The 26,999-nt window shown below is 59.8% G+C and carries 20 protein-coding genes; 2 read left to right on the top strand and 18 right to left on the bottom strand.

Going from position 1 to position 26,999, the window contains the following annotated elements; translation table 11 throughout:
* The 16 genes from ONB25_04700 to ONB25_04625 form a co-directional block, all read right to left on the bottom strand.
* On the bottom strand, positions 1–447 hold the full coding sequence (locus ONB25_04700) for a hypothetical protein (protein MDZ7392190.1): 447 nt from the start codon (positions 445–447) through the stop codon (positions 1–3).
* A 65-nt stretch (positions 448–512) separates the two neighbouring features.
* Positions 513–2,780 (bottom strand): S8 family serine peptidase, encoded by a 2,268-nt coding sequence (locus ONB25_04695; protein ID MDZ7392189.1) that lies wholly within the window; start codon positions 2,778–2,780, stop codon positions 513–515.
* A gap of 172 nt (positions 2,781–2,952) precedes the next feature.
* The gene (locus tag ONB25_04690) at positions 2,953–3,924 is read right to left on the bottom strand and encodes a hypothetical protein (protein MDZ7392188.1); all 972 of its coding nucleotides are present in this window, start codon (positions 3,922–3,924) and stop codon (positions 2,953–2,955) included.
* A gap of 53 nt (positions 3,925–3,977) precedes the next feature.
* Positions 3,978–4,187, bottom strand: a complete 210-nt coding sequence (locus ONB25_04685; GenBank protein MDZ7392187.1) for a hypothetical protein — start codon at positions 4,185–4,187, stop codon at positions 3,978–3,980.
* 88 nt (positions 4,188–4,275) lie between these two features.
* The gene (locus ONB25_04680) at positions 4,276–5,022 is read right to left on the bottom strand and encodes a 16S rRNA (uracil(1498)-N(3))-methyltransferase (GenBank protein ID MDZ7392186.1); all 747 of its coding nucleotides are present in this window, start codon (positions 5,020–5,022) and stop codon (positions 4,276–4,278) included.
* Positions 5,023–5,040: 18 nt separating this feature from the next.
* Entirely contained in the window at positions 5,041–6,354 is a 1,314-nt protein-coding gene (locus ONB25_04675; GenBank protein MDZ7392185.1) for a BamA/TamA family outer membrane protein, read from the bottom strand.
* Positions 6,355–6,357: 3 nt separating this feature from the next.
* Complete coding sequence (locus ONB25_04670) at positions 6,358–7,581, bottom strand: outer membrane protein assembly factor (GenBank protein MDZ7392184.1); 1,224 nt, start codon at positions 7,579–7,581, stop codon at positions 6,358–6,360.
* A 104-nt stretch (positions 7,582–7,685) separates the two neighbouring features.
* Positions 7,686–8,114, bottom strand: coding sequence for an ATP-binding protein (locus tag ONB25_04665; protein MDZ7392183.1), 429 nt, complete (start codon positions 8,112–8,114; stop codon positions 7,686–7,688).
* A gap of 18 nt (positions 8,115–8,132) precedes the next feature.
* A complete protein-coding gene (locus ONB25_04660) occupies positions 8,133–10,013 on the bottom strand; it encodes a hypothetical protein (GenBank protein ID MDZ7392182.1) in 1,881 nt (626 codons plus the stop codon).
* On the bottom strand, positions 10,013–10,792 hold the full coding sequence (locus ONB25_04655; protein ID MDZ7392181.1) for a DUF502 domain-containing protein: 780 nt from the start codon (positions 10,790–10,792) through the stop codon (positions 10,013–10,015). Before ONB25_04655 ends, ONB25_04660 begins: the two co-directional genes overlap by 1 nt.
* Before the next feature lie 8 nt (positions 10,793–10,800).
* Positions 10,801–11,139: a septum formation initiator family protein gene (locus ONB25_04650; protein MDZ7392180.1), complete on the bottom strand. Its 339-nt coding sequence runs from the start codon at positions 11,137–11,139 to the stop codon at positions 10,801–10,803.
* A 62-nt stretch (positions 11,140–11,201) separates the two neighbouring features.
* The gene (gene eno, locus ONB25_04645) at positions 11,202–12,488 is read right to left on the bottom strand and encodes a phosphopyruvate hydratase (protein MDZ7392179.1); all 1,287 of its coding nucleotides are present in this window, start codon (positions 12,486–12,488) and stop codon (positions 11,202–11,204) included.
* Positions 12,489–12,530: 42 nt separating this feature from the next.
* Positions 12,531–14,030, bottom strand: coding sequence for a DUF92 domain-containing protein (locus ONB25_04640; GenBank protein MDZ7392178.1), 1,500 nt, complete (start codon positions 14,028–14,030; stop codon positions 12,531–12,533).
* 435 nt (positions 14,031–14,465) lie between these two features.
* Positions 14,466–15,779, bottom strand: coding sequence for a GWxTD domain-containing protein (locus tag ONB25_04635; GenBank protein ID MDZ7392177.1), 1,314 nt, complete (start codon positions 15,777–15,779; stop codon positions 14,466–14,468).
* A gap of 50 nt (positions 15,780–15,829) precedes the next feature.
* On the bottom strand, positions 15,830–17,668 hold the full coding sequence (locus ONB25_04630; GenBank protein ID MDZ7392176.1) for a bifunctional homocysteine S-methyltransferase/methylenetetrahydrofolate reductase: 1,839 nt from the start codon (positions 17,666–17,668) through the stop codon (positions 15,830–15,832).
* 33 nt (positions 17,669–17,701) lie between these two features.
* Entirely contained in the window at positions 17,702–20,839 is a 3,138-nt protein-coding gene (locus tag ONB25_04625) for a BamA/TamA family outer membrane protein (GenBank protein MDZ7392175.1), read from the bottom strand.
* A gap of 767 nt (positions 20,840–21,606) precedes the next feature.
* On the opposite strand from ONB25_04625, the gene ONB25_04620 reads away from it, so the two are divergent.
* Positions 21,607–21,738 carry a hypothetical protein gene (locus tag ONB25_04620; protein ID MDZ7392174.1) on the top strand — a complete coding sequence of 44 codons (132 nt, stop codon included), beginning with the start codon at positions 21,607–21,609 and terminating at the stop codon, positions 21,736–21,738.
* 488 nt (positions 21,739–22,226) lie between these two features.
* Positions 22,227–22,442 carry a hypothetical protein gene (locus ONB25_04615; protein ID MDZ7392173.1) on the top strand — a complete coding sequence of 72 codons (216 nt, stop codon included), beginning with the start codon at positions 22,227–22,229 and terminating at the stop codon, positions 22,440–22,442.
* Between the two features lie 512 nt (positions 22,443–22,954).
* Here the strand turns inward: ONB25_04615 and ONB25_04610 are convergent.
* Together ONB25_04610 and ONB25_04605 are read right to left on the bottom strand one after the other, a co-directional pair.
* Positions 22,955–25,306: a M20/M25/M40 family metallo-hydrolase gene (locus tag ONB25_04610; GenBank protein MDZ7392172.1), complete on the bottom strand. Its 2,352-nt coding sequence runs from the start codon at positions 25,304–25,306 to the stop codon at positions 22,955–22,957.
* Positions 25,307–25,347: 41 nt separating this feature from the next.
* Positions 25,348–26,999, bottom strand: a 1,652-nt coding sequence (locus ONB25_04605) for an amidohydrolase (GenBank protein MDZ7392171.1), incomplete at its 5' end; no start/stop codon positions are given.

Raw genomic sequence — 26,999 nt, 5'->3', positions numbered from 1 at the left:
TTACACCCTCGACGATTCGTCCTCGGTGGGCTTTGCAGAGCCGGACGTCGACGCTCTGCCTTTGCGCCTGGGCTTTTCGACCTCAGCTTCGGCTGGCGGAGGAGTCGGTTCCTCCGCGGCGCTCTGCTTCTTCTTCCGCTCTTCCTCTTTGATTTGCTTGATGTGCTCGATGTCCGCCTCCTTCTTGCGGAGCTTCTCCTCCAGTGTCTTGATCCGCTCCACAAGAGAGCTCACTTTCTCATCGCTCGCAATCCCGGCGCCGCCGCCCTGTGAGATGAGCTCATAGACCCTGCCGCCTAGTTCCGCGAAGAGGCGGTTGATACTATGCTTGATGGCAGCAACATCTACTTTCAGGCGGCCGATCTTGGTGTACTCGTCCGTATAGTCCGCAACCTTCTCCAAGCCCTCTTTCAAGCTCTTGCGAATGTCATCCCACAAAGACCCCATTGGTCTCACCTCCTCGGAATCTGACCACGGCTATGCTGGCGGTCTAAATTAACGCCATGGCTCGCTCATCGCAGAAGCAGGAGCTTCTCTGTCGCGACAAACTTCCCTGCCCGCAGGCGAAAGAAATAGACGCCGCTCCCCAGTGCTCTGCCCTGCTCGTCGCACCCGTCCCAGACCACGTAGGACTGGCCGCCTCTGATGCTGCGCACCTGGCGGCCGCGCGCGTCGAACAAAGTGATGGTGATCTGGTCAGGCGTTTGGTTCTCGGGAAACTCATACCTGATCACTGCGGTGTGGCGGAACGGGTTCGGGTAACAAGGGAACAAGCGGAAGGCCGTTGGCAATTGTTCCTCACCAGGTGCGGCCGCCGTGACCGCATACGCCCAGACCTTCCCATAGCCCCACCGGTCGTTTGGCACGAGGCCAGTAAAGGCGTCCCTGCGCGCAGAGTCTTGCAGCATCTGGCGGATTTGCACACTGGTAAGATTGGGGTCGCGCTCCAGTGCCAAGGCCACCACTCCGGTCACGTGCGGGGCAGCCATGCTGGTCCCGTGACCGATGCCGTGCACCCCGTCGGCAAGGACGAAGCCGTTGGGAAACTGGTTGCTGCCGGTGTAGAACATGCTGGTCGGTTCTGCAGGGTCGGCGTCGGCGGAAAAGGCGGCCCCGATCATCTCCCCTGGCGCTGCCAGCTCTGGCTTCACCCGTCCGTCGCGGGTAGGCCCAGGATTGGAAAAGTCAGACAGCTCGCCATCCTGCTTGCCGCTGAGCCCCGGCGAAGTCAGGTGGTTGCCGTCAAGGTCAATCCAGGTCCGTTTGGTGATGTAAGAGCCGACGGTGATAGCATAGAGCGCCGTGCCAGGGATGCTCACCTTCATCGTCGGATCCACAGGCTCAACGAATTCTGCTTCCATGGAAGAGGCGGCTATCCAGCCATCGAATCGGCCCGAGGTGCCGCTGATGGTGAACTCCCATGTGCCGGAGGCTGGTTCCCAGCCAGCCGTCCGGTCGTAGATCTGGATTAGCAACTCTCTGTCGCCATTGCGCGGGTCCGCCCCGCCATGCGCATTGTCCACATAGATAAACCCCTCTTTGCTGTCCTCATAGAAGAGACGACCGCTGGCAAAGGGTCCATAGCTGCGCCCGCTGGGCGTTTTCACTTTGACTGACTGGCTGCTGAATCCTGAGTACCAAAAGTCCAGCACCAGGTAGTCATCCTGCGTGGCGCTGTTCTTGTCGTACGGTGCAATCTTTACCTTGACCGTGATAGCGCTTCTGGTGGTGCTGAGCGAGCCGCTAGCGTGAATGTTCTCCTGGCCGTCATTACCGGCCGCCACTACCACCGCGCGCCCAGGGCGGCCGGGACCGACTAACTGGTCGATCGCCTGCTCTGCGGCATCCGTGCCATCGTGTGCGCCCCAGTTGGAACCCAAGCTGAGGTTCACCACGTAAGGGAGGCCCAGTTCCGTGGCCCTCGTGTGGACAAAGTGCAAGGCGTTCACCTGGTCGTCGTCGTCAATCTTGTCTGCAGCGTCCTGCCGCGTGCCCTTCACGATGATAAAGTCAGCTTCCGGTGCCACGCCCACATACTGCCCTGCAGGCTGCTTGCGACCGGTGGCACGCCCGTTCCCACCTGCGCAACCGGCCACATGGGTTCCGTGACCCACCACGTCCCTGTGCCGCAGCGACGGTCCTCCCCGCAGGGCAGCGTTGATCTCCGCCTCGGTGTAAAGCGTGCCACCGTAGTCGTCCGGACCGTCCAACTTGTTGTCCCCGTTCACGTCGCCGGGGTCGCTAAAGTCCAGCACGTACTTCAAGCGGGTGGTGCCGTTGCTGCGGCGAAAATCTGCGTGACGCCAGTCGATACCGGTGTCAATCACGCCGATAAGCGTGTGCTTGCCAGAAAGCCCGGAGGCGTTACGTACCTCGACTGCGCCCATCTCATGGGTACTGCGATCCAGACACAGCCTTCGTGCCTTGGGCGCCTGCACGTACACAACTTCATCCAGTGCCACAAGCTGAAGAATCTGCTCCTCAGTCACCGTGGCCGTGGCGATATTCCCCATCACCGCCTGAAGCTCGATACCCGCTGCCGCGATTGCCGCCCATTCCCCGCACCCTTGAATGAGCACGCGGAAGTACTGTTCAGGCGTTGTCTTGACCAGCCTAGTACCGGGAATCGAGCCCCGTGCGACTAGTTCTGGGGTTTGTAGCGCCATGCGCAGGCAAGGGTCGAGCTTCGCCCGCTGCGACTCCGACAAATCGGTTGCTGCACCGACCTCAATGCCAGCCACAAGCACAACTGCCCATGCCAATGCCGCGCGGGCGTTCATCCTGCACCTCCAGATTAAGGATCGACCACTCGCGAGCTACTCGGTGGCTGCTTCTACTCGGTGCAAAGATAGCAAAATCGCATAGGCCGAGCAAGGGGAAAATACGGAGAGCTCGGACCGTCGTGCGGGGTACCGACGACCGCGCGCTCGTGTGCAGCCGCCGGCTCTGCCATCAAGGGACCCAAGAGGGGTATTCGTTGGTGTGCTTTCCAAAGGTAACTTGCGCCAGCTCCGAGCCGTCGCTGCGCATGATCACCAAGTGGTCGCCTCGGCCGAACAGAATCTGCGTGCCATCGGCTGACCACGCCGGATGCCAATCGCTCACCCCGGTGGTCAGCCTGCTCGCCACAGCGGTGGCCAAGTCAAAGACCCAAATCTCATCGATGCCACTTACCTGTGCTCGCACGAACGCCACCCGAGTCTCGTCCGGGGACAGTGCGGGGTGTTTGATGATCGCCTGACTCACAGGTACCTCAAGCGAGTACAAGAGTGTGCTCGCCCGATTCCTCAGGTCAAACCGATACAGCCCTGCGTGATGGGCCGTGTCCACGGTCACATAGACAAAAGCGTTTCCGTCGCCCAACCATGCCACCCTGGTGTGGATAGAATCACTCACGTTCACCACATGAGAGGCCGAGTCGGTAGCCAAGTCCGCCAGCCAAATTGAGGAACGCAGATCGCGGTTGGTCCAAAAGGCGATATGGCTGTCGTCTGGCGACCATGCGGGGAAGCTGTCGTCATATTCAGACGGGCAGAGCCGACGCCACGAGGTCGTCGCCAGATCCATCACATACAGTTGCCAGTTGTAGCCCCAAAATGTACTGGCATAGATAAAATAGCTAAACACCGCGCGGTTTGCGTCGTGCGACAGGGCAAAGTTGGCCGGCACGAAGGAGCCAAAGTAGGCCACAACTTTCAGCTGACGACTTGCCGCCTCCAGCAGCATGAGGTAGTACTCGCCGGGACGGTCGTGAAGTGTGCGGCGGAAAAGGATTTTCCCCGAAAGACGCTCAAATGGAACTTGCGAAAGTTCTTCTTTGGAGACAACTTCTGGCTCAGTAGGAATGTGCTCACATGCCAACAACGCCAAAGTAATGAGCACCAAAGCTGTGGCGCCACTGCGACGAAACAGACCGCGCGTCATCGCCGCCCTCCTATTGCCCCACGCCGGGGCCGCTTGAGAATAGGCCCGATAGGTCAACTCGGTCTCTGGGCACCTCGACGTCGCCGCTCCCGCCACCACGTGACCAGCCCTATGCCCAAGAGCGCCCCCATCACCAGTGCAGCCAGCACCCACTCTGGGCGGTTGCCCTCCTGCAGTCCGTCGATCAAGAACCCGAAGGCAACGAAGAAAGCAAGCAAACCGAGCCCCTCTACGATCCACGACACGTATGCTGACTTTTTCACAGTCCCTCCGTGTATGTTCACTCCGCAAATCTCTGGCCCAAAAGAGCGCCGCTCCAGTCCGACCAGGTCCTCCTACACCAGACGGGCGTCACGGTGTGTCCAGCAAACTGACTATGAGTGTTGCCGCCACGATTGCCGCCGTCTCGGAACGCAGCCTCCGAGGGCCAAGGCTCACCGGTACAAATCCCTGGGACACCGCTGTGCTCATCTCCTCATCCGCGAACCCACCCTCTGGCCCCACCAGCACCAGCGCTTCTGGGAAAGAACCTGCCTCCCATTGGTTGACCGCCTGTAGCAGGGGCAAGGCGCCTGCAGCTTCGTGGGCGATGAGCCGCGGCCCGGAGCATGACAAATGTGCCACAACCTCGGCGAAAGGGACCGGGTCAGCGACCTCCGGCCACACCGAGCGCCCACACTGTTTCATGGCGGCAAGGGCCACCCGGCGCCAGCGATCCACCCGTGTGCCCGCAAAGCGCACCGTGCGTGCTGTGGTCATCGGCACGAATCGGGTCACTCCCAGCTCCGTGCACTTTTCCACCAACAGGTCAAAGCGCTCACCTCGCAGCGGGGAAGCGGCGATGGTCAAACAAACGCGCGGTTCGCCCACGCCCGTGTTCCACGCGATAATCTTCGCCTCCCCGCGACTCGGCGATGCAGCCACCAGTTCGCAATGGTAGCACCGTCCCCGCCCATCGACGGCGAAGAAGCGATGCCCAGGTCGCGCCCGTTGCACCACTTGAAGGTGATGCCACTCTTGCTCTACCAACCACAGGCGCTCCCCTGCCACGTTCGTGGGCTTGACATAGTAAAACTCAGCGTGGGGCATTCGCGCCATGGGCAGCCTCGTCAGCCATCAGAAGGCTACATCCAGGTCCAGAATCACCTCGCCGCTCAGCTTTTCATCCAAGGCGTATTCGGCCCGCAGCACATAGCCATACGGCAGGTGGAAGTGAAGGCCGGCGCCAACACCGCGCCACCAAGTGCGCGGCTGGGGAGAGCCCCGAAACCAGACGCTGCCGGCATCGCAGAACAAGCCCCCATTGATGCCGAACTTCAGATTCCGACCATAGTCGCGTATCAACTGCGTTGCCGGCTCAAGGTTCAAATACCTCACAGGCACGATCGTGAAACGCAGCTCCGCACCCAGTAGGACCCGGCTGTCCCCCTCCGCCACCTGGTCGAAGTGGCCTCGAATGCGCTGACTGTACCCGAGGTAAAGACGATCGTACGCAGCCACTTTCCCGTGGGAGGATGACCCGCTGGCACGCAAGGCGAGGGAAAGTGGGCCGGAGAGGACCTGGTAGCGGCGCGCGTCGACCTCCCACAAGAAGTAGTTCACCACCAGGCCCGGCATTCCCACCTTCCGCCCAGTGAAAGCTAACCACCACCCCTGGCGAGGGTACTCTTTGAGGTCCCTCGTGTCATAGGACAGCGAGATCCCCCCTTGCGGGGCACGGTCCACACCATCCTCACTGATGGTCGCCCCTGACCGCGCAGGGGCCACACGCACCTGCCGATGCCCCACAGACACCCCGAGGTAGGTGTGATAACCGAATCGCTGCCCGAACATGCACTCGAAGATCGCCACTTCCTGCTCAAACCGCGGAAACTGAGGACTAAGGTTGCGCACTCGTTGCCGGGAGACCACGAAGGTGATGAACGTGTTACCTTTTCCCAGCAGCCATGGGCTGGTGAAGACAATTTGATAGCCTGGGTTATAGCCCCACCAGGCGGCCACGCCGGCTTGCTCATTGCGCCCGCGCAAGTTCATGTGCCGCAACCCAAGGCCGTAGGAAAACTTGTTCCAATCCTTTTCATGACGCTCCAGAATGGGAACCGGAAAGACGTACCACCGTTCGCTGACCAGTATCACTACCACCAAGCCCTGGTCGGTCCTGACGGGGAGGGCTTCGACTCTAGTAAACAGACCCAGGCTTTCGACACGCAAACGGTCAAGCTCTAGTTTATATGGGTCCAATATGTCGCCCGGCTTCGTCTTCATCTCGCGCAAGATGACAAAGTCGCGCGTGTGGTGGTTGCCACTGACGACAATCTGGACCACGCGCATACTGTCGATCGGGGGAGACTGCCCAAAGCTCGCCGCAGCAATCAGGGCGCATGCGCACACCAATGCCGGCACCACATACCTCTTCCGCAGTGCAGCCATCGCTCACAGCGCGCTCAGCAGACGCAGCGTGATGCGCCAGGAGCCATCACCACCGTGCACCTGCTTGGCAAAATCCACCCGCCCAACACCGTCGCCTACCAGCACCGAGACGCCCGCATCGGCCAATACATGGTAGCCGTCAAGTTCGCTAAACAGGCTCTTCTTCACCCGCTCTACCGCCCAAGCAGAACCGGCATCGCAGAACAAACCGAGGGAAACTCGGTCGTGGCCACCTCGCCGACCTGGGGAAAACACGCGCAAGATATCGCCGCCGAAGTAGTACGCTGCGTTAAGGAGCACCAGGTTTTGACCGGTCTGCGAGTTTTGGCGAAACCCGCGCAACGACCCAACCCCGCCCAGGGCCAGCAGGTGCTGTGGCGCCAAGCTTCTCGCGCGGGCACCCACCATGGCGCGCACCACGAACCGCTGTTCAGCGAAGGTGGGACGAAAGTGCGTCACCGTAACAAAGAGACCGTCGGAGGTAAAATCCTGCCAGGTTTTTTCGTAGATGGCCTGCACCAGGGTCCCCTCAAACGGCAGCAGTGAGCTGTCCCTCCAGTCCAATTCGATGATCAACCGCACACTTTGCTCGTGCCCCTCCACGATGTGGGGATTGGCCCTGAACTGTTTCTTGCCGCCAAACAGCGCACCAGCTAACCCCTCGTCTGCCCCCATGTCCTGGTACCTGTAGGAGGCATATACCACCCTGGCGGTATGGCGGCCTTCCAGGCGTTCATCCAGGAATATCTGCCACCCCGTGCGGCCAAAGTAGTCCATAAAGTCCTCTTTCAGCAGCAGCGCGGCCAGGCTGTTTTCCACCTGGCGCAGCCGCCAGCCGTCGTTGGAAGCGGTCTCGTCAAAAAAGACCGCACCGAGCGTCAGCTGCTCGCCACGAAAGAGCCCCTGGTGTACGCCCAGCGAGTAGCGCCACCTTTTGTTGTGAAATCCGTATCCGGCACACACTGGAAAACTAAGACCAGAAATGGGCACCGGCCGTGCCGTGATGCGGGCGCCGAAAAACAGACCCTCCACGCGGTTGTAGCGCACCGCGGGCGCGCCCGACACTATTCTGCCCTCGCCAAAATACTCCGGGGGATGTAATGACCCCACCTCGAATTGGGCGCGGCTTTCCCCAGGCTGAGCTACCCAGACCAAGCCGAACAGAGTCACCAGCATCAGCACCCTGGTCCACCTGGGGATCCCATCTACGGCGCCTTTCTTCCACACGATGTCTACCCTCCCAATTGTGCGGTGTGCTTCACGGCTATGTATTGCCTTCTCTGCCCTCCATCATCGGAGTCACGGTCTCAGCGCGTCATCCAAAAACACCTTTACTGGTCCCTCCTCCGCTTGACCAAGATAACCTCAGTGCCTGCATGAGAAAAGCAGAATCTGACGTCATCCATTAAGGCACGGAGGATAAAGATGCCCCGGCCGCTCTCCTTGAGCACGTTCTCTGGCCGCAAAGGGTCTTGCAGCTTGCCCGGATCAAACCCCTGACCCTCGTCAATCACGTGCACTACCGTCCGGTTGGCGAAGAGTTCGAAGTAGACGCGTACCTTTTTTCTCTTGTCCAGTTTGTTGCCGTGGTGCATGGCGTTGTTCACGGCCTCTGTCACGGCGATGGCCAGGCTGTCGGCCTCGTCTTCGCTAAAGGCTAACTCGCGAGCCACCCGCCCAGCAAGTCGCTCGACCTGCCCCAGGCGACTGGGATCGCTGGGGACAGTGACAGTGTAAGTCTTGTAGGGCCTCTCGCTCACGCCCATCTCTCGTAGTGTTCAAAACAACCAGGTGAGGCCCAGGTCTACGCTGTTCAGGGTCTGGGGGGCCTGACCCGTAGAGTTCACTCTACGGCGGGCTGCTCGCATCTCAAATCGCACCCCAGAGGGGCCGCCATAGGTAAGACTCAGCACTGGGCCACGACTCCAGTGGTGTTCGTATTCCTCCTGCCGCCACTTGCCCTGGCTATCGAGCGAATGCCGCCATCCCTGCCGCCGATAATAGAGAAAACCTGGCGCAATCTCCATCGTGCTCGTCAGGCGGTACTTCCACGCCAACCGCACCCAGAGGCTGGTGCGCGACATGAGCGGCCGTTCTGCCCACTCGTCCCAATAAAGACGTCCATTCTCCTCCACAAGCAGGCGTGATTCCCCATAGATGCGCGAACGCTCGCTTGCTTGCCAGGACAGCGAGTCGTCAGCCACAAACTTGCGAAAGACAAAACTGCGTGTCTCCTCAAATACCTGCTCATAGTCATAAGCTACGTAGTTGGCGAGCACCTCGAACGACTGGTAGAAGAGGATCCGGGGTGAGGGCAGATAGAATCCCCGAGTGGTGAAGCGGAACACCCTGTTCCAGTTGTTATCGGCGCTGCGCTCCGCAAAGAGGTAGACGATGTGATAGAGGTTTACGCTGGCCATCACCTGAAGTTTCAGCCCCGCAGAGAACAGATGCTCCACAAGCAGAGAAGCAGCGATCCGCAATTCGTCCCGGTCGTCAAAGTTGTTCGTATCCGGCGTGTCGTAACGGAGCAGACTCATTGACAAACGACTCGCGAGGGAGTCGGCTGCGCCCATGCGGAAGCCCACTTCATTGACCAGGCTCAGGCGCGAGGAATAGTTGGCCGGTGTCACGAATGCGGCACGGGGCGAAAAGGGGGAGGGCGCCTGCGTCGCCGGCATGTCATACCGCTGGTCCTGGGCCCAGTAGCCCAGACGCGTGCGCCAACCCAGCCCGCCTCTGGTAAAGGATAACCGGAGCCAGTGTTCAAACTCCTGATCCTGTCGGCGGCGGTGGTCCCTGAGCTTGTCTCCATCGCGGAGCGCGACTTCCACCTCACGGTAGCGGGCCGCATTTTCCAGATCCAAATCCATGCCCTCCATGAGGCGGTAGGACAGATGGTTTTCTATGGCGGCCGGCCGTTCCTGGTATGTCTCCACCTCTCCTGCCGCCGAAAAGTAGTTATCCCGCCGCCTGGTTGAGAAAGACACCCGTAGTGAATCGGAGGTGCCTGGCACGAATTCACGGTGCACGCCGTATGTCAAGGCCAGGTCCTGGTTCTTCCGTACCGGGAAACGATCGCCCCCATATTCGAATTGCAGGGTGTTCTCATACCCTGCGAGCACGGCCCGCTCGATTCCCAACCGGCTCCCGTAGCAGAGGCCGCGGTCATCATGGCCAAAAAGCAGGTCGCGTTTGCCCCCGAACGAGGCTTCAGCCCACGCCCGCTGGCTCAGGTTTGCGCGTGCCGAGCTTTCCACCAGCTCGGTGCGCACGTCGTTGCGATACCCTGATTGGCGATCCGAAAGCGCAGACGATAGTACGCGAACCGAGAGCAACAGATGCGGCGAAAGGTGCCAGCGGGCAAAGGCCTCCAAGTGCTGGTCGTCCTTCCACTTGTCCCCGCCGGGCCCCAGACGTAGCATCGAGGACTGGAAGCGCTCCCGCGCCCCGAAGTGGAGGCGCCCTGTCCGCGCCTGGGCGCCCAAGTCATAGATCCAGGCATAGGCGTTCAGATCCTGACGAAACAAAACGGAACTCGGCGTGCGCATGCCCCCGAGTTGGGGTATGACCTCGCGCGGCTGCGCCTGCACACAATGGGCAACAAGCAGCGTCACGCCCGCAGCGTGCAGGATGAGCATGTACCGTTCTCGCCGCATCAGGATGCATGGTCGTCCAAGCGCCTTCTGAGGTGGCGGGGTAGTCTCTGCCCACCCTCTGAGGCGCGCGGTGCTCGGTTGCGCAGGCGCTCAGCCCTCCGCCCTCTCGCTCTACCCTCCCCCGCAGGCGGGACAATAGTGCCCCCTGAGACAACCAATTTGAGCGCCTCCTCCACTGACATGTCTACCTCTTTCGCCTCTTCCTTGGGCACGAACAGAAGGAGTCCGGAGGTGGGATTTGGCGTGGTCGGAAGGAACACGCTGTACACGTCAGACTCTAATCTATCCTGGATCGGGCCTTTGGTGTCCTGAGTGATAAACCCTAAAGAGTAGAGGCCCTTTCGAGGGTACTCCACAAGGACGACTTTGCTAAAGACCTCTCGTTTGTCGGAGACGAAGGCCTGGAGGATTTGCTGGAATGTTTTGTAGACCCAATTCAGGAGGGGTACCCGCCCCAGGAATTCCTCCCCGGCAGCGATAAGTCGCCGCCCCACAATGTTGCGCGCCACCAAGCCGGTGAGGAAGATCAGCAGCACCAGGGCAACAAGACCCAGCCCCGGGATGGGACGTCCATGGAAAGTCAACCCGATGCGCTGGGCGAGAAAAACCCCCACCACTCCTTTGAAGAGCCCGTCAATGGCAACAAAAAGGCGATAGAGCACAAACAGACTGAGCACTAAGGGAACAATGACCACCAATCCGGTGATGGCATTCGTGCGCAGCACCTTGCGCCATGACTGCCACCGCGCCGGGCCCGGGGGCCGAGTACCTGCAGGCATCCCTTCACTCACTTCTTCGCCCGTTCAGTGGTCTCCTCCTCCAGCTTCATCATGAAGACCACCTCATCCGCGCGACAAAGGCCGTACAGTTCACGCGCCACTTTTTCTTGATAGGCGGGGTCCCCCCTCAGCCGGTCGATCTCTTGCTGCAGGGCAGCCTTGCGTGCCTCGAGAGTCTGGGCCTTCTCCTCCAGCTGCCGTCTCCTCTGCGCCAAGCGGTAGTGGTTAATAAACCCGGCGCTCCCGCTGAGGTAAAGCAAGGAGAGCAAGATAGGTATGAGAGCAAGGAAGAGCTTGCGCAGCCCTAAATGACTTCGGCCTCGCGCAAAGCGCCGCGATCTGTTCACAATGAGCTTCCTCCCCGCCATGGTCGAAGCCCGTGGGGGCCGACCAACGGCCCCCTTTTCCTCTATCGGTTTCGCACGACGCTCAAGCCGGCAAACTGCGCCGCCTCACCCAGGCTCTCCTCGATGCGCAACAGTTGATTGTACTTGCACACGCGATCGGTGCGGCAAGGGCTTCCGGTTTTGATCTGGCCTACGTTGGTGGCCACCACGACATCGGCGATCGTGGTATCCTCTGTCTCGCCACTCCGATGGGACACCACCGCGGTGTAGCCGGCCCGTTTAGCCATCTCCACTGTGTCCAAGGTCTCGGTCAGGGTGCCAATCTGATTGAGCTTGATGAGAATCGAGTTGCACACCCCGCGCTCGATACCCATGCGCAAGCGCTTCACATTGGTCACGAAGAGATCGTCGCCTACCAACTGAATCTTGCCCCCCAGACGCTCGGTCATCAGTTTCCAGCCATCCCAGTCTTCCTCGGCCATGCCGTCCTCGATCGAGTAGATAGGATAGCTCTTTACCAGCCCCTCATAGTAGTCCACCATCTGCTCGGCAGTCAGAGTGCGATTCTCGGAAGCAAGGACGTATGCCTTCTTTCCTGGATCATAGAAGCTGGTGGCAGCGGGGTCTAGGGCGATGAACACCTGCTCGCCTGCCTTGTACCCGGCTTTCTCGATGGCTTCCATGATAACCTGCAGCGCTTCCTCGTTGGAGCGCAGATTGGGTGCGAAGCCACCCTCGTCCCCCACGGCAGTGTTCAGCTTCTTCTTCTTCAAAACGTCTTTCAGTGCATGGTAGATCTCCGCGCCCATCCGATAGGCCTCTGCGAAACTCGGCGCACCAGCCGGCACGATCATGAATTCCTGCAAGTCCACGTTATTGTCGGCGTGCTTTCCGCCATTGATCACGTTCATCATGGGAACAGGCAGCGTGCGTGCGTTCACCCCCCCGATGTACTGATAGAGCGGTAACTCATACGCTGCCGCTGCTGCCTTGCACACGGCTAACGACACGCCAAGGATGGCATTTGCTCCCAGCTTGGACTTGTTCTCGGTGCCGTCCAAATCAATGAGCATCCGGTCAATCACTGCCTGCTGAGTGGCATCTTCGCCGATGATGTGCTCGGCTATGGTGTCGTTGACGTTGGAAACGGCCTTGGTGACGCCTTTCCCCTTGAAGCGCGCGGGGTCGCCATCACGCAGTTCAATCGCCTCAAGCTCACCCGTGGAAGCGCCCGACGGAACCGCTGCTCGGCCCACAGCACCACATTCCAGGGTAACATCTACTTCCACAGTTGGGTTGCCACGAGAATCAAGAATTTCCCGTGCGAATACGTCCACGATAGTGGTCATCTCATCCTCCATAGCTTCATGCCTCCAGGGTTCGACTGTGCGCTACCAGAGAAAACGACGCAGCAGCCATGCGAACAGCACGCCGCTGGCCGCACATGCTACATTTACCACATCATTGTTGACCCATGGCCAGCCACGCAGAAACTCAGTGGGCTGGCCGCAATGGTATAGCTTTTCGGTCACCTTGCCACAAGAGGTACAGCGGTACTGGCCCTGTACGGTGGCCCCGATGAGACTGTCCACCAGGCTTGCACCTACGCCAACCAGCACCAAGACCAGGAGAGCTCTGGCCGTCCAGGTTACCATCCTATGTGGTGCGCCCATCAGCGCTGCAGAACCCGCGACCACAGCCGCGCCAAGGGCGCCGCCCAATGTGCCCCACAGCGTGATCCCCCCTGAGCTGCCCACAGGTAGCCGCCGCCAAGTCAAAATGGAACGCGGGGCCTGTCCGCCCAACACGCCCAATTCCGTGCCCCAGGTGTCGGCAGTCACCGCCACCAGCGACGCCACGTACAACACGTACCACACCGGCTGAGGGAAGTAGTGCCACACCAGCAAAAGGATGCCAGCCACACCTCCGTTGGCGAAAACCTGACCAAAGTCACGTGGCCCCACTTTGGCAAAAGCGTTGGCGACAAGAAGCTGCTTGCGGTGCTCGCCCAAACGCGACAGCAAGCTGGACAGAACGAAGAAAGTGAGAATAGGGACTGCGAACGGCCACCGCCCCACGCCAAACACAAGGGTGGCCAGAATGAACGTGAGTGCAGCGCCGCTTGCCTTCAAGAAGCCGGCTCGGACTGAGGCCACCGCCACCACCAAGGCAAGCCCCAGGCCGGCACTGAACGCCAGACGGTCAGGTCCAGTGTGGGTGAGCATGTAGTGCATGACAAAAGCAGCGCCGAGCGGCACACTCAAGTTGTCAGAACCGAGAGCCGAAACCGCCTCGCACATGGTGGCTACTACTGCCACAACAGCTGCCACCCAGAGAGTCAGGGGCAACCCAAGGACAATTCCCTCACGTGGCCCAAGCAACAGCAGACTTCCCACCACCACCGCGAAGGTAACGAGAAACATGGTGGTGGAGCCCTCCACGGACTTTTTCTCTGCACCCAGAAGATATTCACGCGGATGCGGCAAATTCTCGCCAACCACAGCCGCGGCAGCGTCTGCAAAAGCCATAATCAGCATGGCCGCTACAAATACGGTCTTATGGCTCTGCCACAGCACCGCCAGGAGGATCAGAAAGGCCAGCGGATAGAACACCGTGCCGTAGGTCCGCCGGTTAGTGCCGTGCATGCTCTTGAAAAAACCCCTCTGCACGCCCACCAGGTTCACCACCACGAACACCCCGCCGAGCAGCGCCATGGGCGCGGCATGGCGAAAAATGAAGGGCGTACCCGCTACCAACACGCCGGTGAGCACGTGCACGGCTTTGCGTGTGATCTCCGCAGAACCGCCCAGCAATCGCCGCACCACCTCGGCAAGCCCAATCAGTGCTACCAGGGCGAAGAAGAAGATCGGCAGAAGTACCCAGTCGGACAATTGGTCTCCACAATTCATTCTCTGAATGACCGATGCTCGTGTTGCAATTCTACTGAAATATTTTCTCAAAATCAACCCTTATTTGGCCAGACTGGCCGGCGCTCTTTTCCTGCCGCCGCACCAGGTCACAAGTTATCCACATCCCCTAACTCGCCAAAATCCAAAGAAAGCCACAGGGTGCACACTTTTCGGACATATCGCCCAGTCCACAAGGCCCGCACCGGCTCCCTGAAGAAAAGCGATGGTAGTCGCGTAATGCATTGTAAAACCAATAAAAAAAGGACTGCTTTAGGCAGTCCTTGTACCCTATGCAACAACTCTCTCTTGCCCACCGTCAAGAGGGCTGAAAAGCCAAGCCCACCGGAGCCTCAGGTTATCCACATTCTGTCCACGCCTTTCTTTCCCCCGGACAACCCTAGGAATAGAACCTCGTGGCTATTCGGAGCGTACCAGTTGATAGTCACCTGTCCCAGTACGATCCGCAAACACGAAGCGCCGGTTGAGATGGCGATAGTACCAGATTTCGTAGGCCGGATTATCGAGCTGAGTTGGCTCTCTTTCCACGTCGGTCGGGGGACCGTAGATGATGTAGATGCGCCCGCGGTCTGTCTGCCACCCGTCTTGCTCGCTGGTCAAGACCGTGAACTGACGGTTGGCAAAGTCCACCCGGCGGAAGAATTCCTCGCGCAGCTCGTTCCGCTCCGTGCCAGGGGTAGGGTCACGTCGTCGCCAAAAATCCTCAAAAAGCATTTCGCGTTCGCTTGGCGTGGCAGCCAACATGGCGTCGATGTCCTTCTTCCGCGCCACGTACCGCAATTGCTCAATGGCAAGGTCGATATTGGTCTCTCGCACGCTGAGCGTACCCCACTGCACCACAAACCGCGCTTTGGCGGTTGCTCGTCCCCCTCTGCCGCGCGCCTCTACCACCAGCTCGTACCTCCCCGGCTGCTGCACCATGCCCCGCAGATTCATCGTCAAGGGGACAACCTCTTTGCTGGCCTCCAGGGTCATCTGCTCCCGGAACACGCTTTGCTGCCGGTTGTCAAGGACCTCGTACCGGACTTCTATCGAATCAGCACGAGCAGGGGGATAAACCTCGCAATAGGCTTTGAATTGGGATTTGGGGGAACTGAAAGTGCGCAGAAGATTAGGTCGCAGGTACACGAGGCGTTCATCCACCATCTTGAGCGTGTCCGCAAACACAATGTCGCTGAGGTGAACCCTCGTGCGGGTGAAATCGCGCAGTTCCACATCCCGCCTCCGCTCCAGGGTCTTGCGCGTGTCCAGATCGGTGAGGCCGATACTCACCTGGTAGCGCTGGGGCTCCAGATCGAACTGCACCCATTCCGTGGTAACGGCAGTCCAAGAATTTGTCTCGGCAAATGAGCGCACTACTACCTTGCCCGTTCTCGTGCGAGAAGCAAGCAGATTCCTCTTGCGATCATACACTAACACGTGGACCTCGTAGCTGGCCACGAATGAGTCGGGCTCGAGCTTTACAAACTGCAGCACGTCATTCGCAAAGGAAACGTAGACGTCGAGCCGGCTCTTGGAAGAGTCGCTTGATGCAAAGTTAAACAGGTCGTAAGCGAATAGCGCGCCGCCGAACATGGGCTCGCCGCCAGGCCTGAACCGTTCCGGTGGCGGCATTTCCACTTGAGCTCTGCTTACCTGCAGGCATCCCCCGAACGCAACAAGCGCTACTGCGGCGCCAATTATCCACGGCCTTACTGCGTTGCGCAACGTCATTGGCTATCTCCTGTTCGCATCCTGCAAAGAGTGTAGGGCGCAAGCTCGCTCTAGGAGGCAAGGGCCTCCAGCACCTGGGCGGCCACCTCAGTGCGCTCCTTGCCAAAAGGCGGCATCAGGTAAATGCCTTGCACGCGGTCACGAAAACGGCGCAAGGTCTCCTGCGCCGTGAGGATTCCCACCTCGCGCGCCTCCTCCTTGCTCTTGGCGTGCCGCATGCGTTCAGCGACCGCCGCGCACACATGAACTCCTGGCACCTCGTTGTTGAGAAACTCCACCATGCGAAAGCTCATCAGCGGCATGATACCCAGCAACAGGGGGATGCGGCAGTCGCTAATCCGCTCCAAGAAGTCCGCGAAGAGCTCATCGTCGAAGACCGGTTGGGTAAGGGCAAATTCGGCACCGGCCTCAATTTTTTGCCTAAAACGCTCCAATTCCCGTTCCAAATCCGGCGCCGCGGGGTTGACGCCTACTCCAATGAGGAATGAGGTGCAGGAGCCAATTTGATTGCCAGCAATATCGGCACCACGGTTAAGCCCGGCGATGATGCGCGTCAGACCGATAGAGTCCACATCGAACACCGCGGTCGCACTTGGGTAATCGCCCAGCTTGGGTGGGTCGCCGGTGATGGCCAGAATGTTGCGGATGCCCAAGGCGTGCGCGCCCAAGAGGTCCGATTGAATGCCCAATAGATTCCGATCACGACAGGTGTAGTGCAGGAGGGGCTCAACCCCCACTTGGTCATGAATAATCTTTGCCAGGGCCATGGGGCACATCCGCGCGGAGGCACGCGGCCCGTCCGGAATATTGACTGTGTCAATGCCCAGGTCGCGCAAGCGAGCCACGCTGTGCAGGACCTCTGTGGGGTCGCTGCCCCGTGGAGCCAGCACCTCCACTGAGATCACAAACTTCTTGCCCAGCTTCCGCCCAAGGGCCGATTTTTCCTCGGGTGGCTTGGCCTCGGCTTCCGGCGCCTTTTCCACCCTTTGGGAAACGCCTACGCTGGGATGGCGCGGAATCGCCGCACGCACGGCGTTGACCACTGCGCGAATGTGCGCGGGGGTGGTGCCGCAACACCCACCCACGATGCGCGCCCCGGCGGCAATGAACCGGCGCGCAAACTCAGCGTGGTACTCTGGCGACGACAGGTAGATGTATCTGCCCTCCACCAGGCGGGGCATTCCGGCATTGGGTTGGGCAGAAATGCGGGGCGCTCCGGCCTGGTGCATGCGCTGCACCACCTCCAACATCGGCTGCGGCCCCACCGAGCAGTTGGCACCCACCACATCTGCCCCCTCCTCCATGAGCCGCGACGCCACCTTTTCCGGCAACGCACCCAGCAACGTGCGGGCGTCGTCGCCAAAGGTCATCTGCGCCACCACTGGCCTGTCGGTCAAGGCTCGCACCGCACGCAGCGCCACCACGATCTCATTGAGGTCGGCAAACGTTTCCAACAGAATGAGGTCCACATCTCCGTCCAGCAGGGCCTGTGCCTGCTCCCGAAAAGCCGCCTCTGCCTCAGCAGGGGTAACGGTGCCATAGGGCTCCAGTCTCACACCGAGCGGACCTATTGCACCGGCCACAAAGACCTCATCCCTGGCCACGTTGCGCGCCAGCTCGGCGCCGGCGCGGTTGATCTGGCCCACCAGATGGTCGAATCCATGCGGCGCGAGCTTGAAACGATTAGCCCCAAAGGTGTTGGTCTCAATGATCTGTGCCCCCGCACTCACATACTCCCGGTGAATCTCGCTCACAAGCTCCGGTTGGCTCAGATTCAGCTCATCGAAACACCGGTTGAGGTAGATGCCGCGGGCATAGAGCATGGTGCCCATGGCACCGTCACAGACCAACACCCCCTGCTCAAGCCGTGTCAGGAAATCTTGCCCCACGACTTTTTCCCTTTACATTTCCTGGACATCAGCTCAGAATTCGGCGCCAAGAGACCAATAGTAGCGCGGACTGGAAGACGTGGCATAAAGGTCCGTGGGCCAACCCACGTCGAATTGCAGCACCAAGAACCCGATGTTGGCCCGCATGCCGAAGCCGAAGGCCATTTTCAAGTCCTCCAGCTTGTAGAAGCCGCTGGGCGAACGCGTGAATGCGACGAATCGCTCGCCCCGATATCGGGCCCCCGCCACGTCCACAAACAGCGCGCCGCGGATGTCCTCAAAACCGATAGGGAGCGGCCAACCCATGAGGAAATAACGAATGAGAGGAAACCTGAACTCCAGGTTGGTGAGCAAGAAGGAGTTCCCTGCGAGTTCGTAGTAGCTCCCTCCGCGGAAAGGCATCTCAAAGGAGGCGAAGTAGATATCCTCGATGTTGTTGACCCGTACATAGCCACCAGCAAACTCGCGGTTAATCCAGTTCTCCACGCCGCCGACAAAGAATTGCTGCGGTTGCTTGCCGCCACTTGCCCCTGCGGCGACCCGCACAACAAAGTTGTATTCCTTACCCACTTTGTAGTACCGACGCCAGTCCAGGCGCGCGGTGAGAAACTCCGCGCCGTGCTTGCCGAAAAGGCCTGGGCTCCCCATTAGGCCCACAGCGCTCCGACGTCCGTTCACCGGGCCTGTGATCCCCCACAAAGAGGTGTCGTCAACCCAGGACAGGCCTAACAGCACAAAGCGCCGTCTGGTATTGGGCAGGTACCCGATCTCCTCGAGGAACGCCTGATCTTCCTCGGAGAAATCCAAATAGTCACGGTCGATGCCCACAAAGCCGGCGCTGAAGTCAACCCGGCGGTACCGCGAAAGGGGCAGGCTCAGGTAAGTGCTCAGCCCATAGTTTCGGTCTCGGATGATGCCGAGGTCGTAGGAAAAGAAAAAGTAGGCATTGTGATAACCGCCCACACCGATATCCAGCCTGCGAGGCAAGTAGAAATAGGTGACCATGTAGTCAGAGTTACGGAAATCATAGAACAGATTGGTGTAGATGTTGATGCGGTGATTGCCAAGCACGTCAGAGAGCGCAAGCTGCGTGGTGCCCTGCACGCCGAAGTATTGGCTGTACTCGGCTGTTCCGTAGATTATGTCCGGCGAAAACTTCACCTGGTAGTCGTGCACGCGATAAGCACCGGTTTCGGTCCTGATTTCGGCAGAGTCCAAAACTACCTTCTTGAACTCTGGTTCGGACTCGATAATGGCGTCCGCGAATTTCTCGTCAAAGACAAAGTTCCTGTACTTGTTCTCGCGTTCCCCGAGACTGGGGCGCAGGTCGACCAGGCGCGTACGCTCACTTTCGCGCCTTTCCCTTTCCTTTTCCTGCCGCTCCATCACCCTGGTAAAAAGAGCCGTCTTCGCCGGCGTGATGGAATGAGGTGCAATTTCCAGCGGATTGCTCAGCAGATAGAGGTCATAGCCGCCATTGTAGAAAGCCGTGAAAGCCAGTCGCGTGCCGTCCCCCCTCCAGCTGGGCTGGAAAACGCCAGTCAACACGTCGGTGATCGCCCACTCCTCGCCGGTAGCGAGGTCCTTGAGGTACAGGTTGGTGATGCCAGTGCGGTCGCTGGTGAAGGCGATACGCTTGCCGTCTGGAGAATAGACCGGGGTGCGCTCCACGAAATCCGTCGTGGTCAGCCTGGTGATGGAATTGTCGGTTAAGTTGAGCTCATAGATATCAAAATTCTTGTAGGCTAACTCGTGGGGACGCAGGTCGCCGGCCAATGTTGGGTCTACAAAAGGACCACGATCGCTCGCGAATACCAGCTTGGTCCCATCCGGCGACCAGGATGGTTCCACGTCGCTGAACAGGTCGTCGGTGAGCTTGCGCAGCTGTTCGGTCTGGAGGTCGACGGTGTAGATATCACCCTGGCCATGGTAGGTGCCGGTGAAGGCGATCTGGCTACCGTCCGGGCTCCAACTTGGGTTGAAGGCACCATCGAGGGGGAAGCGCAAAGTGCGCACAATCTTCCGCTGCTTTACGTTCACGATGTGCAACACATCCCCTTCCCCAGCTTTGGACCCGAACACAATCTGTTCGCCGTCCGGCGACCAGCTGATATTGGGCCCCTTCAGCCAATGCAGCTCCTCGAGGTTAGCCGTCTTCTGCCCACTCACCAGTTTGGCCAGGATCTGCCCATCCACCGCGCTCATCAAGTAGACGTCGAAGTAGTCGGAACGGTCGGACAAGAAGGCAATCTTGTCTCCCTTCGGACTGAGGGCGGGGCTTGTGTTGACAAAATTGCGATCCTTCTTATGGTCGGTGAGACGCTTGGCAATGTCCTCTGGCTCGCGATGCGAGCCGATATCAGGCCAATAAAGCTCCTTTACCCATTTATGCCACCGCTTCGATAGGTCTTTGGCATCGACACCCAATGCCTGCTTCAAACCCCGGTCTACGCTCTTGCTGACCTTGATCTTGCCCAGGAGCTCGCCGATCTTTTGCCCCCCATACCTGTCGCTGATGAAGAGGAGGACTGACTGCCCCCCCTTGTAAGCAAGAAACCCGCTGAGCATCTCGATCTCAGGCAGATATCCATTGATGGCCGCGTCGCGCATGTACATGTCAGATTCAAAGTCCCATCCCCGACTCTCGTACTCGGCCAAGCCCTCAATCAGCCAAAGCGGCAACTGCAGCCGAGTGAGGCCGGTGATGATGGATTGAACACCGCTGCCGTAGACCATTTGCAACATCACTGCGTGCGTCAGCTCATGGTGCACCACATGGCGCAGTCTCTCCCACTCTCCGTCGTACGGCACCACAATGCGGTTCTTAAAAAACTCGGTAAAGCCCCCCACTGCCTCGTCTGGGGGAGACAGGTCGACATTCGTCTGACCGAAGTCATTGTGCGAGTTGTGCACAATGATGGTGATGCGGTCGGTGAGCTCGTAGCGAAAGTCCTTCTTGAGGGAGCGGTAACTTTGTTCGGCCACTTCAGCCGCGAACTCGGCGATGCGCTGCCCCCCTTCGGTGAAATAAATGTTAAAGTGTTCCGACTGCAGGTATTGCCATTTGAAGTTGGTGTACTGCACCTTGTTCTTGCCAAAGTATTGCGCCGGGGCATCTGCAGCCGCCAGCGCTACGAGGCAAAGGAGCGAAAACAGGCGGATGAATTTCATCGTCACACTCCTCATTTCGATGTGGCCGCCATGCTCGGCGCTTCGGTCAACCTGAGAGACCTGCAATCTCCTTGCCAGCGCAAGGAGCGCGCTGGACCCGCGCTCGTGCCGAAAAAAGCACGCTGCCAGGTGCAAATCCTGCAGCCACATCCGCAAAAAACCTTACCACCCCACGGTTAGCACTCACTGATCTATTGTACCAAATCCCTCGCTAAGAATCAAGAGGAATTTGGGCATCGGGACAGGCGAGCTAATAGACTCGCGAAACCACTTTCGGCACCCCGCGCGTGCAGGCCCGCCCGCTCAACCCCACTGTACCGGTGTTGAGCAGGGGCCTGCGCCTCAGCCTATTCCTCTGGGCCATTCAATGCAGCAAAGAGGGGGCTCCCCTCCACGCACTTGAGCATACGAACCTGCCGGCGGCGCCAATGTTTGAAACACCCTAACCTAGCTCTTCCTGCGGCACGGTTGTGCTCTCCTCACAGCCATCAATGACTTGCAACTTCTTTCCATCCCGACCAAGCGGGCGCATCCACGGATCCCAGCACCTACTCACCAAGGGATTAGACCTAAGAGGGGTCCCGAATGCATCCCGCCACTTGAAACCGCCCCGAAAGCCACGCAGTTCCCTGAGTGGGAAGCGCCACAGGGGCACAGGTCGCCAGTGGCCGTCTGTGTGCGGAGAAAACTCTTGACAGACAAGGGCGGGGTGCTGTATATTTGTGGCAACCATCCCCGTTGGCAAGTAGGACTAAAGGAAGGGTGCTATGGCTAGAAGTAAGAGCAAACAGAAACGTCGTCGGATGAAGCTGCAACAGAAGCGCAAGGCGCGGAAGAAGCGGGCCAAAGCTCTGCGGGCAACGCAGGTCCAGCAAGCTACCTCTCCCGAAGAAGCCTAAATTTCTACTCCGTAGCACCACCGTGCGCCTATAGTCTAAACGAAAAGAACGGGCTGGCGTGCACCTTCTTGTTCTCAACCGACCCTGGGCCATACCGCGGGGGCAGGGGCCTGGGGTCTCGCAGTGCATCAGCCATCACGGCGCGCGTGGTGTGGGCGTACATGTGCCGGAAGGAGTTGGTCTATTTCTCTCGTTTCGGCCGGAAGGAAAGCTGATCGGAAGGGGCCCCGATACCTTCCGAAAGCGCGCAAGACGCCCATTACGCTCTGACCGTGGGCAGAGAAAACCGCCTCCACCTTCTCTGGGTTAGCATCGATGAGGGGAACCCGGACTTTGCTGTTCTCCGGCAGGCGGTGGGAGAGATTCGCTATAGGACTTGTGCCACCCTGGCCGCAAGCGCGCATAATGAACTGCTGGTACAGGTCCAAGCACATCCCGACCCGAGCAATGATAGAGTACTGCTCCAGCTCTTCCCCAGCTAGCCTTGTGTGGCTACCGTCCACGTGTGTGATGCAGCCAGGCGGCTGGTGCAGACCCTCCTGGAGGAAAAACTGGGGACGTCCCACGAAATAGTCACCTGGCGTGCCTGCCGGGAGGCGTTTTCGTGCCCCACCAACGTCTATTTCTATCGCCTCGCGGCCAGGCCGATTTCGGGCGTGATCGGGCAGCACGTGGTAACCGGAAAGATTCTCTTAATGCGGTGAGGGACTTGGGCGAATGCGAAGGGCTCACTTGCCCACTTGGGTGAGTGGGAAGTTGGCAGCACTGGAGCTGACCTCCAGGCCCAAGCGCTCGGTAGAGAAGGTAAGGGTCCGAAGAAAAGGCGTGTGCCGAAATCAGCAGGTCATGGAGCTGCATTCAGACCAGGGCGGCAAGACCATGACTGCGGGAGGCAAACGGTCGCCATCCAGAACACCCTTCGGCAGGATACGTCTGGGCGGCACAAGCTGGCCGGGCCGGGCGTGAGGAGGTCGCTCATTTCGCCTAAGCACGCACGGGCACTCCGACCCGCCGGTCATGGTCTAAGACAAGGCCGCCTGGCACCTGTCACGTGAACCGAGACCCTTTCTTGCACCAAGCCCCGCTGCGCTGTAGGAACGCGAGCGTGCGCGCTGTCGCGGACTCCTCTGCGCACACTCCCGCAAAAAGGTCCCACGGAGCTTCGCCCCCCGACTTGCATGGGCCGTGAAGTCCTGCGCTTACTTCGGCAGCCGGCTCAGAACGGCCGCATCATACGCGGCTGCTGGCTCGGAAAGATGCGCGCAAGCACCTCCCGTAAGTTGCCCCCCAAGAGGTTAGTGATGTCTCTGTCGGGAAAGCCGTCGTCCTTCAACGCCACGGTGAGTTCAAGCAGCCGATCCAGCTCGTGGAGGCGAAGGGGACGCCCGTAGTCGGGATAGATGGTGAGGTTCCTCAGGCCGACCCGCTGCTCCATCTCGCGCACGAGCGAAACCGCCTGGGATGGCCCCGCATCCACATCGTACGGCAAGGCAAGGAGACCACCATTGTCCTTCAGCTCTTGCACCAACGAGTCGCTCACCGCCCCCCTGGCTGCCACGACCACTGGGGCCTTGCTCGCTGCCAGGACTTGACAAACAACCGGCTCGGGGAGGTTCTGCAGAATGAGCAGCATCTTCTGCTCGTTGGCAATGGCGACCGCCTTTTTGCCCAGCTCCGTCAGCCCGCTGTGGTCGACCCAGCTGCCGTCGCAGCCGTCCAGGATAACAAAACGGGCACCGAGCTTCCCCGCTGCGGAAAGAAACTGCAGGTCCCCGTGGACGCTGCGCGCGCCGGCTAACCCCACAAACGCGGCTGTCTTTTCCCGCCGTGAGCTGAACATCATCGCCATCGCCCTGTCCAGCCGGGCGGGGTCTCCTACCTCCTTCGACGCCTGCTCCAGGGATCGCACCACGTTAGTCAACTGCTCAGACGGCTTGAGAAGCGAGTCGAACGGCACCGTCACGAACTGGAGGTCGATCCATTCCTCCTGCAGCGAGTCGAGCACCGCCATACCAGGGGTGTAGGGTATAGGGTGAAGGTTAGCAATCACTGCCGACTTGTGTATGTAGCGCGGATGTCGGTGCGCGACGATGAGCTCGCCTTGGTGGTCGGCGATCAGTAGCGCCGCCTTGTACACAAAGCGCGCCACCTTTCCCATGAGTTCGGCGTCGATTTTGTGCGCATCGTCGCCCGGCTGGTGGTAGTCAGGATGAGCATCAAAGGGAGAGGTCATTAGCGCGAAGGCCGGAACGCCGCGCGTGATGAACGGTGTGTGGTCGCTCCCCCCGGGGCCGCCACGGCTTGGCTCCAGGAATTCCAGCTCCTCCGGAGCGATGTTCTCCTTGATCAAGCCCCACAATTCCGGCGCATAGTAGATGCCGGGAAAGCCCAACTTCTTCCCCAGCCCCACCATGTCCATGTTCAGATTGGCCACGGTCTTTTCAATGGGGAAGGTGGGGTGGTCGGCGTAGTAGCGCGAACCAAGTAAGCCGCGCTCTTCCCCACCCCAGCATGCAAACACGATGCTTCGGCGCGGTTGCACACGGTTGCGGGCCATGACCCGGGCCACCTCCATGACTGCTGCCGCACCGGAGGCGTTGTCGTCGGCGCCGTTATAGACTTCGCCATACTGTACCCCAACGTGATCCAGGTGCCCACCCAGAACGACCGCTTCTTCGCGCAACACCGGGTCACTCCCGCGCAGCACGGCAATCACGTTTTTGCCCTTGCGCTGGGCGTCAAACATTACCTTCACCGCCAGTTCAGCCTTTTTGCCCGTGGGACGCGAGAGGGGCTTCAGCTCTTTGTCCAGCCTCTCCTGCTCATTGCGCATCCGGCGTTCGAAAGCCCGCTTGTTCTCGTTCTTGCCCGCAAGCAGGAACTGCACCACCCGGTCAGAGACGGCAAAGGCGATAAAGCCCGGCTTGTAGTTCCCAGGGCTCAGTCGCCAGCGGCCCGCGCTTCGATCTTCTTCGCGGAAATGGGCACACATCAGCATCCCGACAGCACCGTGTTGTTGCGCCGCCCAGGCCTTGGCGCTGTCGCTGGCCACCTCCCTCCACTTCTCCTCCTTCTCCCCCGGAAAGCCGTGCATGACCAGCACTACCTTACCTCGGGTGTCCAGGCCCGCGTATTCATCCAGCCCTTTGTCGGGGGCGCTGATCCCGAACCCCACGAACACCACTTCCGCGTTGACCTTTCCTCCGCCCGAGTAGGGCATCACACGAAAGTCTTCTTCGTGGAAATAGAAGGTGCGGCCCGCTATCTTGAACGTTGGCACTTCAATGTCCGCCTGGTAGAATTCGAAGGGGAATTCCTGAAAGTAGCTCCCAGCATCACCTCCAGGCTCCAATCCCCACTCTCGGAAATGCGCCGCAACCCAGGCCGCTGCTTTTTCAAATCCTGGTGTGCCTGTGTCCCGTCCTTGGAGCGCATCGCTGGCCAGGTAGGTCACGTAGGACTTTGCAGTTTCCCCATTCGGCAGCTCCTGCGCGCCGAGGCCTACGGTCATCAGCGCTGCCAAGAGTGCTGCCCACACCTGAACCTTTGTCCTCAGCATCTTCGTCATTTATGCACCTCCACGCCTTCACTCACCGTGTTAGTCAGGAGTCACTCCTTGCGGTAGACGATCTTGCCCGCTACGATGGTCAGCACCACTTCAGTAGTCAGAATCTCCTGGGGTTCTGCACTCAGGAGGTCTTTTGACAGCAGAATCATGTCCGCATATTTGCCCGGCTCTATGGAACCCTTCAGGTGCTCTTGGAATTCCCCGTAAGCGGACCCTAGCGTATACAGGTAGATTGCCTCCTCGATGGTCAGCCGCTGGTCCGGAAACCATCCCTCCTGCGGCTGCCCGCTCTCGATGTTTCTTCTGGTCACGGCGGAGTAGAGGCCGCGCATGGGGTCCAAGGGCTCCACCGGCCAATCCGTGCCAAAGCAGATCCTGCCTCCGACATCAAGGATGCGCCTCCAGGCATAGGCACCTTTGCACCGCTCGTGACCGATGCGCTGTTCTGCCCACCGCAAGTCCGAGGTGCAGTGGGTCGGTTGCATCGAAGCAAGGACACCTAGTTCTGGCAGTCGGGGGATGTCCGCCAGCCTGAGCACCTGGGCGTGCTCCAGGCGGTGACGTCGCTCACGGACCCCGAAGCGCCGCACTGCTTCCTCAAAGGCGTTGAGCGCCATCCAATTGGCGCGCGAACCGATACAGTGCAGTCCCACCTGAAAGCCGAGGCTGTCGGCGGTGCACACCATAGCCGTGAGCTTTTCCTGGTCAATCTGCGGCATGCCTACATTGCCGGGGTCATCATCATACGGGTCGAAGAAGTAGGCCGTGCGCGAGCCAAGGGTACCGTCCACAAAGCCCTTGAGCAGACCTAAGCGGATGTAGCGCCCATCGCAGAAAGGCTGGTGTTCCTTTTTGGCCGCGAGGAGCCAAGCCGGGTCAGAGGCAAGCGCAAAGTCCATCCACTCAGTCACCCGCACGGTGAGCTCTCCCCGATCCAAGAACTCGCGGTATAGGCGCACTGAGCCTATCCCGGAATTGTCCTGAATGGAGGTTACACCTAATCGGCGCGCTTCCGCCAGGGCCTTTTTTAACGCTTCCCGCTCCTGTTCAGCCGTGAGCGGCGGTATGAGGCGCGCCACCAGCGAGGCGGCGGTCTCCTTGAGGATCCCCGTGGGCTCCCCTGTGGACGGGTCGCGGACAATCTCCCCACCCTCCGGATTGGGCGTGTCACGATTAATGCCGGCGCGCGCCAAAGCAACGGAATTCGCCCAGCCCACATGGCCATCTACTCTCGTCAGGAACACCGGATTGTCAGGGCTGACCCTATCCAACAACTGCCTGGTCGGCCACACGCCCTTATTGAACAGCGTGTGGTCCCAGCCGCGGCCGGTAACCCATTGCCCCGGTTCCACCTCGGCCACTCTCGCAGCCACACGTTGCTGCACCTCCTCAGGCGTGCGGCACCCATCCAGCACCACCTGCAGCAGCGCCGCGCCGCCACTGCGAAAGTGCAAATGGGCATCGTTGAACCCGGGCAAGAGCAACTTCCCGGCAGCATCGATGACGGTGGTCCTCGCCCGCTGGTACTTGGCCACGCGCTCTGTCGTGCCCACGGCCACGATCTTGTCGCCGCGCACGGCTACTGCCTCCGCGACCGGCTGCGCTTGGTTGACTGTCCACACTTTGGCGTTAATGACAATCAGGTCCGCGCCAGGCCTACACCCGGCCGCCAACACGCAGAGAAGCACTGAGA

The sequence above is a fragment of the candidate division KSB1 bacterium genome (assembly GCA_034506335.1).
GTDB lineage: Bacteria > Zhuqueibacterota > Zhuqueibacteria > JANLFK01 > Oleimicrobiaceae > Oleimicrobium.
This window is presented reverse-complemented; position numbering and strand designations above follow the sequence as displayed.

What these genes read in the sequence shown, in the direction of transcription:
- ONB25_04700 (MDZ7392190.1), bottom strand. Translation starts at nt 447, where the DNA reads ATGGGGTCTTTGTGGGATGACATTCGCAAGAGCTTGAAAGAGGGCTTG.
- ONB25_04695 (MDZ7392189.1), bottom strand. Translation starts at nt 2,780, where the DNA reads ATGAACGCCCGCGCGGCATTGGCATGGGCAGTTGTGCTTGTGGCTGGC.
- ONB25_04690 (MDZ7392188.1), bottom strand. Translation starts at nt 3,924, where the DNA reads ATGACGCGCGGTCTGTTTCGTCGCAGTGGCGCCACAGCTTTGGTGCTC.
- ONB25_04680 (MDZ7392186.1), bottom strand. Translation starts at nt 5,022, where the DNA reads ATGGCGCGAATGCCCCACGCTGAGTTTTACTATGTCAAGCCCACGAAC.
- ONB25_04675 (MDZ7392185.1), bottom strand. Translation starts at nt 6,354, where the DNA reads ATGGCTGCACTGCGGAAGAGGTATGTGGTGCCGGCATTGGTGTGCGCA.
- ONB25_04660 (MDZ7392182.1), bottom strand. Translation starts at nt 10,013, where the DNA reads ATGCGGCGAGAACGGTACATGCTCATCCTGCACGCTGCGGGCGTGACG.
- ONB25_04655 (MDZ7392181.1), bottom strand. Translation starts at nt 10,792, where the DNA reads ATGCCTGCAGGTACTCGGCCCCCGGGCCCGGCGCGGTGGCAGTCATGG.
- eno (MDZ7392179.1), bottom strand. Translation starts at nt 12,488, where the DNA reads ATGACCACTATCGTGGACGTATTCGCACGGGAAATTCTTGATTCTCGT.
- ONB25_04635 (MDZ7392177.1), bottom strand. Translation starts at nt 15,779, where the DNA reads ATGACGTTGCGCAACGCAGTAAGGCCGTGGATAATTGGCGCCGCAGTA.
- ONB25_04625 (MDZ7392175.1), bottom strand. Translation starts at nt 20,839, where the DNA reads ATGAAATTCATCCGCCTGTTTTCGCTCCTTTGCCTCGTAGCGCTGGCG.
- ONB25_04620 (MDZ7392174.1), top strand. Translation starts at nt 21,607, where the DNA reads ATGGCTAGAAGTAAGAGCAAACAGAAACGTCGTCGGATGAAGCTGCAA.
- ONB25_04610 (MDZ7392172.1), bottom strand. Translation starts at nt 25,306, where the DNA reads ATGACGAAGATGCTGAGGACAAAGGTTCAGGTGTGGGCAGCACTCTTG.